Annotated in this window: 11 protein-coding genes; 9 read left to right on the top strand and 2 right to left on the bottom strand. The window is 68.7% G+C overall.

Features of this window, described 5'->3' with window-relative positions:
* Nucleotides 1-15 precede the first annotated feature (15 nt).
* Nucleotides 16-1,380: an MFS transporter gene (locus tag AOP72_RS09265; RefSeq protein WP_238581652.1), complete on the bottom strand. Its 1,365-nt coding sequence runs from the start codon at nt 1,378-1,380 to the stop codon at nt 16-18.
* A 124-nt stretch (nt 1,381-1,504) separates the two neighbouring features.
* Here AOP72_RS09265 and AOP72_RS09270 point away from each other — a divergent pair, with 124 nt between their 5' ends.
* The 3 genes from AOP72_RS09270 to pepN (AOP72_RS09280) all read left to right on the top strand — a co-directional run bounded on the left by AOP72_RS09270 (nt 1,505) and on the right by pepN (AOP72_RS09280) (nt 7,337).
* On the top strand, nt 1,505-1,978 hold the full coding sequence (locus tag AOP72_RS09270; protein WP_062135409.1) for a MarR family winged helix-turn-helix transcriptional regulator: 474 nt from the start codon (nt 1,505-1,507) through the stop codon (nt 1,976-1,978).
* 82 nt (nt 1,979-2,060) lie between these two features.
* Nucleotides 2,061-4,649 carry an aminopeptidase N gene (pepN, locus tag AOP72_RS09275; RefSeq protein ID WP_062135412.1) on the top strand — a complete coding sequence of 863 codons (2,589 nt, stop codon included), beginning with the start codon at nt 2,061-2,063 and terminating at the stop codon, nt 4,647-4,649.
* 141 nt (nt 4,650-4,790) lie between these two features.
* On the top strand, nt 4,791-7,337 hold the full coding sequence (gene pepN, locus AOP72_RS09280) for an aminopeptidase N (RefSeq protein WP_062135415.1): 2,547 nt from the start codon (nt 4,791-4,793) through the stop codon (nt 7,335-7,337).
* Here the strand turns inward: pepN (AOP72_RS09280) and malQ are convergent.
* A complete protein-coding gene (malQ, locus tag AOP72_RS09285) occupies nt 7,334-9,466 on the bottom strand; it encodes a 4-alpha-glucanotransferase (protein WP_152650330.1) in 2,133 nt (710 codons plus the stop codon). The two genes, pepN (AOP72_RS09280) and malQ, sit on opposite strands and share 4 nt — an antisense overlap.
* 92 nt (nt 9,467-9,558) lie before the next feature.
* Here malQ and AOP72_RS09290 point away from each other — a divergent pair, with 92 nt between their 5' ends.
* The 6 genes from AOP72_RS09290 (at nt 9,559) to AOP72_RS09315 (ending at nt 15,700) form a co-directional block, all read left to right on the top strand.
* The gene (locus AOP72_RS09290; protein ID WP_193746401.1) at nt 9,559-10,641 is read left to right on the top strand and encodes a mechanosensitive ion channel family protein; all 1,083 of its coding nucleotides are present in this window, start codon (nt 9,559-9,561) and stop codon (nt 10,639-10,641) included.
* Between the two features lies 1 nt (nt 10,642).
* Complete coding sequence (locus AOP72_RS09295; protein ID WP_084631658.1) at nt 10,643-11,098, top strand: globin; 456 nt, start codon at nt 10,643-10,645, stop codon at nt 11,096-11,098.
* Between the two features lie 25 nt (nt 11,099-11,123).
* Nucleotides 11,124-12,002: an acyl-CoA thioesterase gene (locus AOP72_RS09300; RefSeq protein ID WP_062135420.1), complete on the top strand. Its 879-nt coding sequence runs from the start codon at nt 11,124-11,126 to the stop codon at nt 12,000-12,002.
* A 421-nt stretch (nt 12,003-12,423) separates the two neighbouring features.
* A complete protein-coding gene (locus AOP72_RS09305) occupies nt 12,424-13,698 on the top strand; it encodes a quaternary amine ABC transporter ATP-binding protein (protein ID WP_062135423.1) in 1,275 nt (424 codons plus the stop codon).
* Complete coding sequence (locus tag AOP72_RS09310) at nt 13,698-14,636, top strand: ABC transporter permease (protein ID WP_062135426.1); 939 nt, start codon at nt 13,698-13,700, stop codon at nt 14,634-14,636. Before AOP72_RS09305 ends, AOP72_RS09310 begins: the two co-directional genes overlap by 1 nt.
* Before the next feature lie 143 nt (nt 14,637-14,779).
* On the top strand, nt 14,780-15,700 hold the full coding sequence (locus AOP72_RS09315; protein ID WP_062135429.1) for a glycine betaine ABC transporter substrate-binding protein: 921 nt from the start codon (nt 14,780-14,782) through the stop codon (nt 15,698-15,700).
* Nucleotides 15,701-15,726: the final 26 nt, after the last annotated feature.

A 15,726-nucleotide genomic window follows, 5' to 3' on the forward strand; every position in this document is an offset into this window, starting at 1 on the left:
GCATCGGCGGCGCGGCTACGCGACCGGGTGCCGGTCGTCGTAGTCGCGAAAGCGCTGCCCGTCGCGGGAGCGCCGCAGCCGCGACAGCACCGCGATGAGGCCGATGATGGCGAGGCCCCCCACGAGCGGCGGGCACCACAGCGCGACGGCGGTCGCGAGGATGCCGGCGTACATGTCGCCGATGCGCGGGCCACCCGTCACCACCACCACGAAGATGCCCTGAAGCCTGCCGCGCATCTCGTCGGGAGCGGCCTTGATGATCATGGTCTGGCGGAAGATCGCGCTCACCTCGTCGGAGGCTCCCATGCCGGCCATGGCGACCCCGAGCAGCATCAGCGCGGGCCAGTAGATGCCCGACCACCCCGGCGCCGCGTCGTGTTCGACGACGGTCATCAGCAGAATGCCTGCACCGAACAGGAAGGCGAAGCCACCGAACACCGTGATGGCGCGGGTGATCGCGACGCCGTGACGGTGAATGTGCGCGACGGGCCCCGAGAAGAGGCTGACGAGGATCGTGCCCACCGCGCCCGCCGCCGTCAGAGCGCCGACGGTCAGGGCCCCGCCGCCGACGATGGTCGCGCCGAGCGCTGGGAACAGCACGTAGGGACGGCCGAACGTCATCGCGACGATGTCCACAATGAAGCTCATGCGGATGTTGGGGCTGCGCTTGAGGAAGCCGAGGCCCTGGCGCACCTGCCCCCAGCCCGCCTCGACGCGCTCGCCCAGGCGCGGCAGCGACGGCAGCATCCACACGCCCAGGAACCCGACGGAGAACAGCACGGCGTCCACGGCGAACGTCCACGGCAGGCCGATGCTGGCGGCGAGCACCCCCGCGAGCGCAGGGCCCACGGTGAGCTGGGTGCCGAAGCCGATGCCGTTCAACGCGGTGGCGCGCGAGATCAGCTCGGGCGGGAGGATGCGACCCACGACGGACCCGCGCGTGGCGCCGGAGATGGTCGCCGCGACGGCGTTGATGGTGGTGACCAGGTAGAACGGCCACACCGGCGCGTGGGTGCCGTCAGGGCCGGAGCTGAGGACGGCGTCCCACGTCGAGAGCGCGACCAGTCCCAGCACCGAGACCCACGCGATGAGCGAGGAGACGATGAGCAGGCGACGGCGGTCGAAGACGTCGGCGAGCATCCCGCCCCACAGGCCGGCGACGATCATCGGGATCAGGGCAATGCCGCCGACGAGTCCAACGGCGAACGTCGACTCGGTGATCTCATAGATCTGCAGCCCGACGGCGACGATCGACATCTGGGAGCCGATGCCCGCGACCACACCGCCCACCCACAGTCGCGCGAACGCGGGGCTGGCTTTGAGAGGGGCGGGATCGACCATGCGCCGACGACGCTGGCCCGCGGCATCGGTCTGGGTCACCGAAGCATTCTACGGACCACCTAGGGTCCTGCCTTGCTGTCCCCTGCACGCTGGCCGTCAGGGTCCTCCACAGGCTTGCGGAGTCGGCCGACCCCCGTACCTGCGGTTGCTTAACGTGTGAAGCATGGAGGAGGAATCCGTGCCGGCACCAGACCTGGACCTGCCGGTCGTCGATGCGCTCTACTCGTGCGAGCGCGCCGTGACGTTCGAGGCCGAGGGCCTCGAACTCGGGACCTCAATGACCGCGAAGCAAGTGCTCTACGCACGTCACTTCGCGGACTCCGTCTACGGAATGCCGATGTCCGAACTGGCTCGACGCACCGGCACCACGATGGCGAACATCTCGGCGATCGCCTCACGCATGGAGCGGTGGGGGCTGGTGACTCGGGAGCCGAGTCCCACTGATGGACGCAGCCGACTGATCTCGCTGACTGCTCGCGGCTATGCAGAGTTCGAGGTGCTCTCACGACGCTGGGCAGCATACGAACGCCGGCTGTCACTTGGTTGCATGCGCGGAATGCCTGCTCAGCTGATATCAGACCTCGAGGGCATCGGCGCAGCGTCCCCATGGCGCCACGCCTCGACGTCGCGGCGTTGATACCCCCTCCGCAATCAGGAACCGGGAGTGGCCCGTAGCCCATCGGCCTTCGCGTGTCGGCCAGTCATGACAGAATCGGCGCATGCCTGGTACGAACCTCACGCGCGCAGAGGCCGAGGCCCGCGCCGCCGTCATCTCCACCGAGACCTACGCCGTCGAGCTTGACCTCACCACCCACGAGGACACGTTCCGCTCGACGTCGACCGTTCGCTTCTCCGCCACCCCTGGAGAATCGACCTTCATCGACCTGATCGCACCCACGGTGCACCGCATCACGCTCAATGGGGTCGAGCTGGACCCCGCCGAGCACTTTGCGGACAGTCGCATCGCGCTGCCGGACCTGCGAGAGAGCAACGAGCTCACCGTGGTCGCCGACTGCGAGTACATGAACACGGGAGAGGGCCTGCACCGGTTCGTGGACCCCGAGGACGGCGAGGTCTACCTCTACAGCCAGTTCGAGGTGGCCGACACCCGCCGCGTCTACGCGGTGTTCGAGCAGCCCGACCTCAAGGCGGCCTTCACGTTCTCCGTGGTCGCGCCCGAGCACTGGCACGTGCTGTCGAACAACCCCGGCAAGAAGACCAAGGTCGACGGGGAGGTCGTCATCGCCGACCAGGCCCGCGGCAAGGCACGCTGGGACTTCTCCGAGACCACTCGCCTGCCCTGCTACGTGACGGCGATCGTCGGCGGTCCGTACCACCGGGTCGAGGGCACCATCGAGTCCCGCAAGGGCACCATCGGTGCCGACGTGTACTGCCGCAACGCCCTCGCGGAGTTCCTCGACGCGGACGTGATCCGGGGCGACGCTCAGGCTGGCTTCACGTTCTACGAAGACAAGTTCCAGATGGACTACCCCTTCGAGAAGTACGACCAGATCTTCGTGCCCGAGTTCAACGCCGGCGCCATGGAGAACGCGGGCTGCGTCACGTTCCTCGAGGACTACGTGTTCCGCTCCAAGGCAGCCGAGGCGCGCATCGAACGCCGCACCGTCACCGTGCTGCACGAGCTCGCCCACATGTGGTTCGGCGACCTGGTCACCATGAAGTGGTGGAACGACCTGTGGCTCAACGAGTCCTTCGCGGAGTACGTCTCCACCGTCGCGACTGTCGAGACCACCAAGTGGAAGGACAACTGGGTCACGTTCAACTCGCTCGAGAAGACGTGGGCCGCGCGTCAGGACCAGCTGCCCTCGACGCACCCGATCATGGCGGACATCAGGGACCTGGAAGACGTCGAGGTCAACTTCGATGGCATCACCTATGCCAAGGGCGCGTCGGTGCTCAAGCAGCTCGCGGCGTGGGTCGGACAGGACGAGTTCTTCGCGGGGGTCGCTGAGTACTTCCGCAAGCACCACCACTCGAACACCACGCTGAACGACCTGCTGGTCGAGCTCGAGGCCACCTCCGGCCGCGACCTCTCGGCATGGTCCGAGGTGTGGCTCCAGAAGGCCGGCATCACGACGCTGCGCCCGGAGATCGAGGTCGACACCCACGACGACATCGCCGTGTTCGCGGTGCGCCAGGAGGTCCCGGCCGAGTGGCCCACGCAGCGCCCCCACCGCATCGGCATCGGCGGCTACGACGTGGTCGTGTCCGAGTCGGGCGAGACCCGCCTCGAGCAGACCATGTTCGTCGAGACGGACATCAGTGGGCCGCGCACCGAGATCCCCGAGCTCGTGGGCAAGCACCGTCCCGCGCTGATCCTCGTCAACGACGGGGACCTCGCCTACGCGAAGGTACGGCTCGATGAGCAGTCTCTCGCGACGGCCGTGGAGCACGTGAGCAGCTTCACCGATCCGCTCGCGCGGTCGATGGTGCTCACCGCGGCGTGGGACATGACCCGCGACGGCGAGATGCCCGCGCGCACCTTCGTCGACCTTGTCTTGAAGAACATCGCCGACGAGTCGCAGTCGACGACCGTGATGGTGCTGCTGCGTCAGCTCGACACCGCACTGTCGCTCTACGTGCACCCCGATCACGCAAAGGACGCCTGCGAGCAGGCGGCCGAGACCCTGTGGCTGCTCGCCATCGAGTCCGAGGCGGGCTCCGACCACCAACTGCAGTTCGTGCGCTCGTTCGCCTCGCTCGCGTGCACCGACATTCAGCTCGACAACCTGCAGGGCCTGCTCGACGGCAAGCTGAGCCTCGGCGGCCTGCCGATCGACTCCGATCTCGCGTGGGACCTGATCATCGGTCTGGCGATCGGCGGTCGCGTGGGCGAGTACGCGATCGAGCTGCAGCTCGCCAGGGATGCGACCGCATCGGGCCAGCGCCGTGCCGCGCACGCCATGGCCGCGATCGCCACGCCTGAGGGCAAGCGCAAGACGTGGGACTCGCTGGTCAACGCGGAGAAGGACATGCCGAACGCGTTGCAGTTCTCCGCCACCGCCGGGTTCATGCACGTCAACAGCACCGAGTTGCTCGAGCCGTTCGTCGACGACTACTTCGCGTCGATCCGCCGCATCTACTCGGAGAAGACCAACGAGATGGCGACCGGACTGATCGAGGGTCTCTACCCCGTGCTTCTGGCCGGCCGCTACGAGGGCCTTCAGGACAAGGCCGATGCGTGGCTCACCGAGAACGAGGACGCGCACGATGCGCTCAAGCGCCTGGTGATCGAGGGCCGCGACGGCGTGCGGCGCGCGCTGGAGAACCAGGCCAAGGACCAGTAGTTCGACACGTCAGCAGTCTTCGAAAGGGCGGTGGCCGATGAGGCCGCCGCCCTTTCGCATCCCCACCCCCTGGCCCTCGCGCCGGGCCTCACTGCGCACTGCACGAACGTGGTGAGGGCGGATGCATGAAAAACTGAGCTCATGCTCACTCGCGAAGAGGCCACTGTCCGAGCTCGATGCGTCTCCGCCGCCGCATACGACGTGCACCTGGACTTCACCCCGCCTGGCGACACCTTCCGGTCCGTCACCACTGTGACGTTCGATGCCACGCCTGGCGCCACCACGTTCCTCGACCTCGTAGGCAAGGTCCGGCACCTCGAGGTGAACGGTCGGGTCGCCAACGCGGAGGAAGCGCACCGCGATGGGCGCATCGCCCTCGTGCACCTCGACGGCGCGACCACAGTGACGGTCGAGGCGGACTGCGACTATCGCACCGACGGCCAGGGCATCCACCGCTTCGTGGACCCCGAGGACGGCAGCGTCTATCTCTACAGCCAGTTCGCTGCGGACGACGCACGCCGGGCCTTCGCGTGCTTCGACCAGCCCGACATCAAGGGCACGTTCGCCTTCACCGTCACGGCCCCCACCGCGTGGACGGTCGTCTCCAACTCCCCCACGCCCGAGCCCGCCGCCCTCGAGGGCGAGCAGGCGAACCGCTGGACGTTCGCCCCCACCGTGCCCCTCCCCTGCTACGTGGCCGCCGTCGTGGCCGGACCCTACGCATCGGCCGGAGGGACCCTGACCTCCGCCAAAGGCGAGATCCCCGCCCGCGTCTACGGGCGCGCGAACCTCGCCGACCACCTGGACGCCGACGAGATGATCGCCACGGTGCAGGCCGGGCTGACGCTGTTCGAGGACGTGTTCGGAGTCCCGTACCCGTACGAGAAGTACGACCAGATCTTCGTTCCCGAGTACAACCTGGGCGCGATGGAGAATGCGGGCTGCGTGACGTTCTCTGAGGATCGCCTGGTGTTCCGCTCGCGGGCGTCCGATGCGATGCGCGAGTTCCGCACCAACGTCACGCTCCACGAGCTCAGCCACCAGTGGTTCGGCAACCTCGTGACGATGCGCTGGTGGGACGATCTGTGGCTCAACGAGTCGTTCGCGGAGTTCATGGGCGCCTGGGCCACGTCCAAGGTCACCCCATGGACCGACTCGTGGGTGACCTTCACCGCGGAACGCAAGTCGATCGCATACGTCCAGGATCAACTCCCGACCACTCACCCCATCGTGGCCCAAGTCCCTGACACGGAGGCGACGGTCTCCGCCTTCGACATGATCACGTACGCCAAGGGCGCGTCCGCACTGAAGCAGCTGGTCGCGTTCGTGGGCGAGGACCGGTTCTTCGCCGGCGTCCACGCCTACCTCACGCGCTACTCGCACGGCAACGCGACCCTCGTGGACTTCCTCAACGAACTCGAGCAGATCGCCGGGCACAACCTCGACGCGTGGGCCGGCGCGTGGCTCGAGACCCCCGGCCCGTCCACGCTGCGCCCGGTCATCGAGGATCGCGACGGGGTCATCACCGCGCTGTGGATCGCGCAGGACGTCCCCGCCGCGTACCCGAAGTACCGTCCGCACCAGGTGCGCGTCGCGGGATACGTGCACAATGCCGGCGCGAGCCGCTTCAACGAGGCGTGGTCCGCCGACGTCACGGTCGACGGCTCGCTCACCGAGGTGCTGTCCGCGGCCGGCGAGGTCCGTCCCGACCTGCTGCTGGTCAACGACCGCGACCTCACATACGCCAAGATCGTGCTCGACGACACCTCGCTCGCGACGGTCACGGCGCACCTCGCGGACCTTCGCGACCCCATGGCGCTCGGCCTGGTCCTGGACGCGCTGTGGCACATGGTGCGCGACGCTCAGCTCCCCGCCGCCACCTACATCGACGCGGTGCTGACGTCGCTGCCGGGGATCACCAACTCCGAGACCATGCAGTCGCACCTGCGCTCGGTCGTCACCGCGTTGTCACGCTACGTGCCACCTGCGGCCGCCGCCGCACAGACGGCCGATGCGGCCGCACGGCTGTGGAGCATCCTCGCCGACGCGCCCGCCGGCTCGGATCTCCAGCTTCAGTCGCTCAAGGGCTTCGCGCGGCTCGCGTCGACCCCGGAGCACGCCGCCCACCTCGCCGCGCTGGCCGATGGCGACGAGCAGCTTGCCGGCCTCGACATCGACACCGACATGCGGTGGGAGCTGCTGGCGGGGATGGCGGCCTGTGGGGAGGATGTCGACGCGCGTGCCGAGGCGGCGCTCGCCGACGACCAGGGCGCCATCGGGCGCCGCCGTGCGGCCGGAGTGAAGGCAGCGCGGGCCACGCCGGAGGCCAAGCGCAAGGCCTGGGAGATGCTGGTGCGACCGGACGCGCCGGTGCCCAATGCCGTCCAGTACGAGGTGGCGCTGGGCCTGGTCCGGGCTGCAGACCCGGATCTGCTCATCCCGCTCGTCCCCACGATCCTCGACGAACTCACGGAGTACTACGGGCAGAATGAAGGGTTCGTGGGCAAGCGGGTCGCCGCATACGTGTTCCCGGCGTTTGCGGCCGGACGCATCGACGGGCTCGACTCCATCCTCGACACGTGGCTCACCGGGCACCCGGACGCGCCGTCGGTGCTGCGCAAGGTGGTGACCGAAGGAGCCGACGAGGTGCGGCGAGCGCTGCGCGCCCAGGCCGCGCCCCAGGACTAGCGCCGAGCGCCCCGCACAGCCTCCAGCAGTCGCTGCAGCCGGGGGTGGTTGAACAGGTCGTCGAGCAGCACGGCCTGCCCATTGGAGTCCGCCAGCGGCACCTGCCAGTTGGGGTACTCGGTGTGGGTGCCGGGGTGGTTCTGCGAGCGCCGCTCTCCGACCGCATCGGCCAAGGACACCGCGGTGAGCAGCGCCGGCGAGTGCATGGCAAGCGTGTGGACGCCGGCCACGAGGTCGTCCTCGTTCCAGTCCTCGATCATCCAGTCGCGCTCGCGCAGGTACGCGACGAGCGAGTCGCGCTGGCGATCGGACTCCGCCTTCTCCGCGCCGGCGTCGCCGGCCAGGAGGCCGAGCTGTCGCCGCACCTCGATGTGCTCGCCCGCGAGGAACGCCGCCGTGGGCGGAAGGTCGTGGACGGTGACCGAGACCAGCGCATCGGCCCGGTAGCGCTCAGGCGGCGTGGGCGAGCCGTCCGACTGCTTCTCGAACAGCGCCACGACGGTGCCGAGCAGGCCCCGGTGGTTGAGGTAGTCGGACACCCACGGCTCGAGAGTGCCCAGGTCCTCGCCGATCACGATGGTGCCCGCGCGGTGCGCCTCGAGAGCGAGGATGCCGATCATCGCATCGTGGTCGAACTGGATGTACACGCCGTCGTCGGGACCGTGGCCGTCCGGAATCCACCACTGGCGGAACAGCCCCAGGATGTGGTCGACGCGCAGCGCTCCCGCGTGACGCACGGCGGCCCGCACCACGTCGCGGAACGGCAGGTACGCGGCGGCCTCGAGGGCGCGCGGCTGCCACGGCGGCTGCGACCAGTTCTGGCCGTGCTGGTTGTACATGTCCGGCGGGGCGCCCACGTTCATGCCCGTCGCGAGCACGCGGCCCAACGACCAGGAGTCGGCGCCGTGCGGGTGCACGCCCACGGCGAGGTCCGTCATGATGCCGATCGACATGCCGGCCTCGACCGCATCGGCCTGTGCGCGGGCCAGCTGCTCGTCGGCGACCCACTGCAGCCACGCGTAGAACAGCACGCGCTCGCTGTTCTCCTCGCGCCACGCCTCAATGGACGGCGAACGCGGGTTCGAGAACTCGTCGGGCCACGGCAGTCCCTTATGCGCCTCGGAGATCGCGCACCAGGTGGCGAACTCCTCCAGGGCGGCGCCCTCGCGCAGGCAGAACGCCTCGAAGCGGGCCTGGCGGGCGGCCGACCGCGGCGCCTCGAACACCTTCTCGAGGGCCGGAGCCTTGGCACGCCACGATGCGTCGCGGTCCAGGAGGTCCACCTCGGTGTTGGCGCGGCGCGGTCGCTCGGACTCCCACTCGATGACGGCGCGCTGCTGCGACGGCACGTACGCCACCTCGGGGATGTCCTCGATGCGGATGTACAGGGGGTTCAGGAAGCGCCGTGACGTGGGCAGGTAGGGCGAGGGCTCCATGGGCGGCACCGGCTCGCTCGCGTGCAGCGGGTTGATGAGCATGAAGTCGGCGCCTTCACGGATGGCCGCGAGCGCGCACAGGTCGCCCAGGTCGGCGAAGTCGCCGATGCCCCAGGAGCGCTCGGAGCGCACCGAGTACAACTGAGCCGCGAGGCCCCACGGGCGAGCGCGTCGGATCTGGTCGGGCACGGAGATGCGCTCGGGGGTGACGACGACCCAGCCGCGCGCGCGCTTGCCCGTGGTGCCGGCGTGGAGCCGGTGCCACCCGAGGGGAAGGTCTCCGGGGATCTGCACGGTCGCGCGGCCCACGTCGCGGTGGTCGATCCGTCGCGGCGGCGTGTAGACGTCGAGCTGCGCGACCTCGCGGGCCTCGCCGCTCTCGAGGATGAGGCTGGCTGCCACGGGCTCACCGTGAGGCACGTGGACGGGGACCTGGACGCTCTGGCCCTGGATCACCACGGTGATGGGCGGCACCATGCGTCGCCACGGCAGGTCCTCGAGGTCGGCGAGCGAACGCTCGCACGTGTCGTCGTCCCGTGCGTCAACACCCATGGACTCGAGCGCCGCACGAATGGCGGCCGGCGAGCACGGCACCCGGTCGCCGTTCCACGCCGTGTAGTCGACCGAGACCCCGCAGGCGCGCGCGAGCGCCGAGAGTGCGGGAGTGGGCAGCGGTCGGTCGGCGTCAGTCACATGCCCATCCTGCCAGGTCGCGCCGCACGCTCGAAAGGCACAGCCAGGCCGATGCGCCGACCATGGCCCGCGTGATGGTTACCCTGGGAGGCGTGCTTCTCCTGACTCCCGCCCCTGAGCGCGCTACGTCCCCCGGTCCCGTTCCCAGCGGGAACGAGGTCGAGAAGTGGCTCAGCGACGTTTCCGCCAACCTCGTCGGATTCGGCGTGCTGCTGGTGGTCGCCGTGATCCTGTGGTTCGTGGGTCGTGCCGCCATCAACGGCTTCACTCGCGCGGTCGAGCGCGGTGCGCCGCTGGCGGACGCCCGGGCCAGGCGCGCGCTGTCGAAGGCGCGCATCAGCGTCGCGGAGCCGGACACCGTCGAGGAGCGGCTCGAGGCCGAACGTCGCCGCCAACGTGCAGGCACTTTGCGCAAGGTGCTGAAGTCTGCGCTCGCGGTACTGCTCGCGGCGCTCGTGGTGATGACCGGGCTCGCCACGCTGGGAGTACCCGTGGGTCCCATGCTCGCCTCGGCCGGAATCCTGGGCGTCGCGCTCGGCTTCGGAGCCCAGTCGCTGGTCAAGGACATCCTGTCCGGCATCTTCATGCTGATGGAGGATCAGTACGGCGTGGGCGACGTCGTGGACCTGGGCGAGGCCACGGGCGCGGTCGAAGAGGTGGGGCTGCGGTGCACGCGGCTCCGTTCGCTCGACGGCACCGTCTGGTACGTCCCCAACGGGGAGATCCGCCGCGTGGGCAACATGACCCGCATGTGGAGCCGCGCCATGATCGAGGTGCGCTTCGCGTACGACACGGATGTCGAGGCCGCACGTCAGGCCATGATCGATGCCGTCCTGGCCGCCAAGCAGGAGCGCGAGGAGGTCGCCGCTGCGTTGTTGGGCGAGCCCGAGGTCGCGGGCATCGAGTCTCTCGAGTACAACGCGATCATGCTGCGCCTCATGTGCCAGGTGAACCCCGCCACCCAGTGGGACGTGCAGCGCGAGGTCCACCGCCAGATGCGCCGGCTGTTCGCCGAGCGTGGCATCGCGCTCGCGGTGCCAGGCGAGGCGATGATGTTCGACTCGAAGGCCAACCCCGACAAGGTGCGCCTGCACGACTCCGCCCGTCCAGGGTCGGACACCGCCCCCAAGGGCGAGGACGGCCGCCCCCTGCCCCCCTCGAACGATGAGGATTGAGATGACCACGCCAGGAATGAACGTCGGGGCCGGAGCGCCCCACGCCGAAGGCCAGAGCTTCTACGAAGCCGTGGGCGGGCACGCCACATTCGAGCGCATCGTCCGCCGCTTCTACGCGGGCGTCGCCGAGGATCCAGTGCTGGCGCCGATGTACCCTGCGCACGACATGGAGGGCGCGACCCAGCGGCTCACCATGTTCCTCGAGCAGTACTGGGGCGGGCCCACCACCTATTCGGACCAGCGAGGCCACCCCCGCCTGCGCATGCGTCACCAGCCGTTCCATGTGAACCCCGAGGCGCGCGACCACTGGATCGCGCTCATGCGGGACGCCGTCGCATCGGCCGACCTCGCGCCCTTGCACGCGGTCACGCTGATGGACTACCTCGAGCGGGCCGCCCACTCGATGATCAACACCTTCGAGCCCACGCCGGCAGCCGAGTCCGGCCAGCCCGACTAGCCGACACTCAATCTGAGGAGCACCTATGGACCACGTCGAGGACATCTGGGCTGAAGAGGCCGTCGCATCGGGCATGGCCGTGCTCGACCTCCGCAGGCTGGGTGAGACCGAGTTCGAGGGCGACTCGCTGCCGATGCCCGGCGGCCGCGCGTACGGCGGCCAGGTGCTCGCGCAGGCGCTGCTGGCGGCGGGCCACACGGTCGAGGACGAGCGGCCGATGCACTCGATGCACGGATACTTCCTGCGCCCGGGTGATGCGTCGCGCCCCATCACCTTCGAGGTCGAGAACCTGCGCGACGGCCGCTCCTTCTCGGCTCGGCGCACCCATGCCTTCCAGGACGGCAAGCCGATCCTGTCGATGATCGCCTCGTTCCAGCTGCCCCAGGACGGGCCCGAGCACTCCGTGACCATGCCCGAGGTGCCGGGGCCCGATGCGGTGGTCTCGTCGGTCGACATCCTCGCGCCCTTCGTGGGCGACGCGCGAGCCGACTACTGGCTCAAGCGCACGCCGTTCGATCTGCGCCACGTCGAGGGCTCGCTGCTGCTCCAGCCGGACAAGCGACCCAAGCAGTACCAGACCACCTGGATCCGGCTGCGCCGGCCCATCGAGGGCTCGGACCTGCTGCACCGCGCGCTGCTCGCATTCCAGTGCGACCAGGTGATGCTCGAGCCGCTGCTGCGCCGGCACGGCGCGTCGTGGATGACGCCCGGCCTGAACTTTGCGAGCCTCGATCACGCGATGTGGTGGCACCGACCCGCCCGCGCCGATGAATGGCTGCTGTACGTGCAGGACGCTCCGACGGCCCAGGGTGGCCGCGGGCTGGGCGGCACGTGGGTGTTCTCGGAGGACGGTCGCCTGGTGGCGTCGGCGTCTCAAGAGGGCATGATCCGCATGCCGGAATGACCCCCTCCTGACGACCTCATGGAGTCGTTGACCGGCACGGACCGGACTTTTCCGACTCGATCTCCTCTCTTTACCAAACCGTGACAGTTGACCGTTCAATCACCATCTAGCAGGCTCTTTGCTCGACCCCACCGCAACGAGAGTGGCGTTCATCACGCTCGTCGCTTGAGATTGCCCCCCGGGGGTTGGTAGCGTCGAGGAGCCGTTTCGGGGTCCGCGTCAGTCGCGACCGAAGCGCCAATGACCAGCCCAGGCCTCTTGGCTGCGCCCGAGTGTGGAGCGCGCCCTGGCGGCGAGCGATGGCGGCGGCACCATGTCGCCACCACGCGGGCCCGTGACTGCCGTACGACGGCTGCGAGTCCCCTCGTCCCACCGAGTCCTCCAACGACGCCCGTGTCACCACGGGGAGCTGAGGTAACGAGTGAACGACAGCATCGCCTTGCGCGCTGATGGACTGTACAAGGTCTTCGGGAAGCATCCCGACGACGCCGTGCGGCGCCTTCGCGACGGCGCCTCGCGAGACGACCTCGGTGGCGCGACCGCCGCCGTGATCGACGCCTCCTTCGAGGTCAAGCGGGGCGAGATCTTCGTCGTCATGGGCCTGTCCGGCTCCGGAAAGTCGACCCTGATCCGCACGCTCAACGGCCTTCAGCCGGCGACCGCGGGCACCGTCCAGATCGGCGACGACTCCATCACAGACGCGAGCACAGCCGCGTTGCGAGACCTGCGCCGCCACCGGGTGTCGATGGTGTTCCAGCACTTCGCGCTGCTGCCCCACCGCACCGTGATCGACAACGTCGCCTACGGCCTCGAGATCCAGGGCAAGTCCCGCGACGAGCGCCTGCGTCGGGCACGCCAGGTCACCGACATCGTGGGCCTGGCAGGCTGGGAGGAGAAGTTCCCGTCGCAGTTGTCCGGTGGAATGCAGCAGCGCGTGGGCCTCGCCCGTGCGCTCGCCGCCGACACCGACGTGCTGCTCATGGACGAGGCGTTCTCCGCCCTCGACCCGCTGATCCGCCGCGAGATGCAGGACCAGCTCCTGGAGCTCCAGTCCGAGCTGAACAAGACCATCGTGTTCATCACTCACGACCTCAACGAGGCCATGTACATCGGCGATCGGATCGCGGTCATGCGCGACGGCCGCATCGTGCAGATCGGCTCGCCAGAGGACATCCTCACGAACCCGGCGAACGACTACGTCGAGCAGTTCGTGCAGGATGTGGATCGCACCAAGGTGCTCACCGCAGAGTCGGTCATGCGCAAGCCCCGCGTGGTCATCCATGAGACCGGTGGACCGCACGCGGCACTGGCCACCATGCGCGACGAGCAGATGTCCGCCGCCTACGTCACCAAGCGCGACCGCACGCTCGTGGGCTGGGTGCGCGACCGCGACGTGCTCGACCTCGTCCGCAGCGGCGAGAAGTCGCTCACCCCCGCGATCAAGACCGACCACGGCGCCGTGTCTACCGACACCGCGCTGGCCGACCTGTTCATTCCGTCGCTCGAGGCCGCGCTTCCGCTCGGCGTCGCCGACGAGCGTGGCCGCCTGGTGGGAGTCATCCCCCGCGTCACGCTGCTCGCCACCCTGGGCGGCGAGCCCGAAGCCGCATCGTCCGCGATCCCCCGCGTCGATCCCCTGCCGACCTCGGTGGTCGACAAGGTGCTCGGCTCATCTACTGAGAAGGGAGGCGTGTGATGGACTTTCGCATCCCCGTCGGAAACTGGATCAACGACGGTCTCGAGTGGATCGAGATCAACCTCGAAGTCTTCTTCGAGGGCATGCGCTCCACCTTCAAGGGCATGTATGACGGCATGGACTGGCTGTTCTCCTCGCCGCCCACCCTTGCGATCATCGCGGTTCTCGCCATCGCGGCCCTGTTCGCACGCGGCTGGAAGTTCGCGATCGGCGTCACCGTGGGCCTGCTGTTCATCGTGAGCGTCGGCCAATGGGACAACGCCGTCGACACCCTCGCGCTGGTCATCGTCGCCGCGTTCATCGCCATCGCCCTGTCAATCCCACTAGGCATCTGGGCCGCGCGCAACGACACGGTGTCCGCGATCCTCAAGCCAGTGATGGACTTCCTCCAGACGATGCCCGCCTTCGTATACCTCATGCCTGCCCTCGCGCTGCTGCGGGTGGGCGTCGCTCCGGGTATCTTCGCGACCATCCTGTTCGCGATGGCGCCGGGTGTGCGCCTTACCGAGCTGGGCATTCGTGGCGTAGACAAGGAAGTGGTGGAGGCCGGTCAGGCCTTCGGCGCCTCCCCGCGTCGCATCCTGCGTCAGATCCAGCTTCCCCTCGCGATGCCGTCGATCATGGCCGGCATCAACCAGATCATCATGCTGTCGCTCTCGATGGTCGTCATCGCTGGCCTCGTCGGCGCGGGCGGCCTGGGTGGCGACGTCGTGCGGTCGCTGAGCTCGCTCGACTACCCGCTCGGCTTCGAAGCCGGTCTCGCGGTCGTCGTACTCGCCATCATCCTCGACCGCTTCACCGGATCGTTCGGTCAGGGACTCGGAATGTACGCGTGGCTGCGCAACCGCCACAGCGCCAAGAAGACCGAGGACGAGCTGGCTCGCCTTGAGTCGCAGCAGATCCAGGACACGGGCCCGCGTCGGAACCCCGGCTCCTAAGCATTTCTCTGCATCGGCGAAATGCCGACGCGACAACCACAGACCTCGCGGCCGTTCCCCCAACGGCCGCGCGCATCGGGCCGCAGGACGCGGCCAGGGATGCTCACGGCGGCGGAGATTCCGCACGCTGGGAAAGGAAACATATGTATAAGCGCACTGCCACCGCGTTCGCGGTGACTGCTGCTGCGGGCCTCGTGCTCGCCGGTTGCTCATCTGCCGACGACGACGCCACGGAGGAGCCCACCGACGGCGCCGCAAGCGGCGAAGAGACTGAGGGTGCCGCAGGCGGCGACCTCACGCTGGCCGTCTTCAACGGCTGGGACGAGTCGCTCGCGACTTCCCTGCTGTGGGAGGCCGTGCTCGAGGAGCAGGGCTACAACGTCGAGCTCGAGTACGCCGACCCCGCGCCTGTGTTCCAGGGCATCGCGGACGGCGACTACGACATCGTGACCGACGTCTGGCTGCCCCTCACGCACGAGTCCTACGTCGAGGAGTTCGGCGACGACATGGAGGAGCTGGGCGCGTGGTTCGACTCGGCCGCCCTCACCATCGCCGTAAACGCTGACGCTCCCGTCGACTCGCTCGCCGAGCTGGCCGACAGCGCCGACGAGTTCGGAAACCGCATCGTCGGCATCGAGCCGGGCGCCGGACTGACCGCCGCCACCGAGGGCGCCATCGAGACCTACGGCCTCGGCGGCATGGAGTTCATCACCTCCTCGACCCCCGCGATGCTGCAGGAGCTCGACACTGCGACGTCCAACGGCGAGAACATCGTCGTGACCCTGTGGGAGCCCCACTGGGCCTACGGCGCGTACGACCTCAAGAACCTCGAAGACCCCGAGGGCGCCATGGGCGAGGCCGAGGAGATCGTGACCTACGGTCGCACCGGAATCTCCGAGGACTTCCCCGAGGTCGCCGAGTGGTTCGGCAACTTCACGATGGACGCCGAGGTGCTGTACGACCTCGAGAACAAGCTGAACGACGCCGACGAGTCCGAGTTCGAGACCGTCGTCGCCGACTGGATCGCCGAGAACCAGGAGTGGGTCGACTCGCTCACCGCGTAAGTCTCACCTGCTTCATCGAGAGCGCC

The sequence above is a fragment of the Demequina aestuarii genome, assembly GCF_000975095.1.
In the GTDB taxonomy this organism is placed as follows: Bacteria; Actinomycetota; Actinomycetes; order Actinomycetales; family Demequinaceae; genus Demequina; species Demequina aestuarii.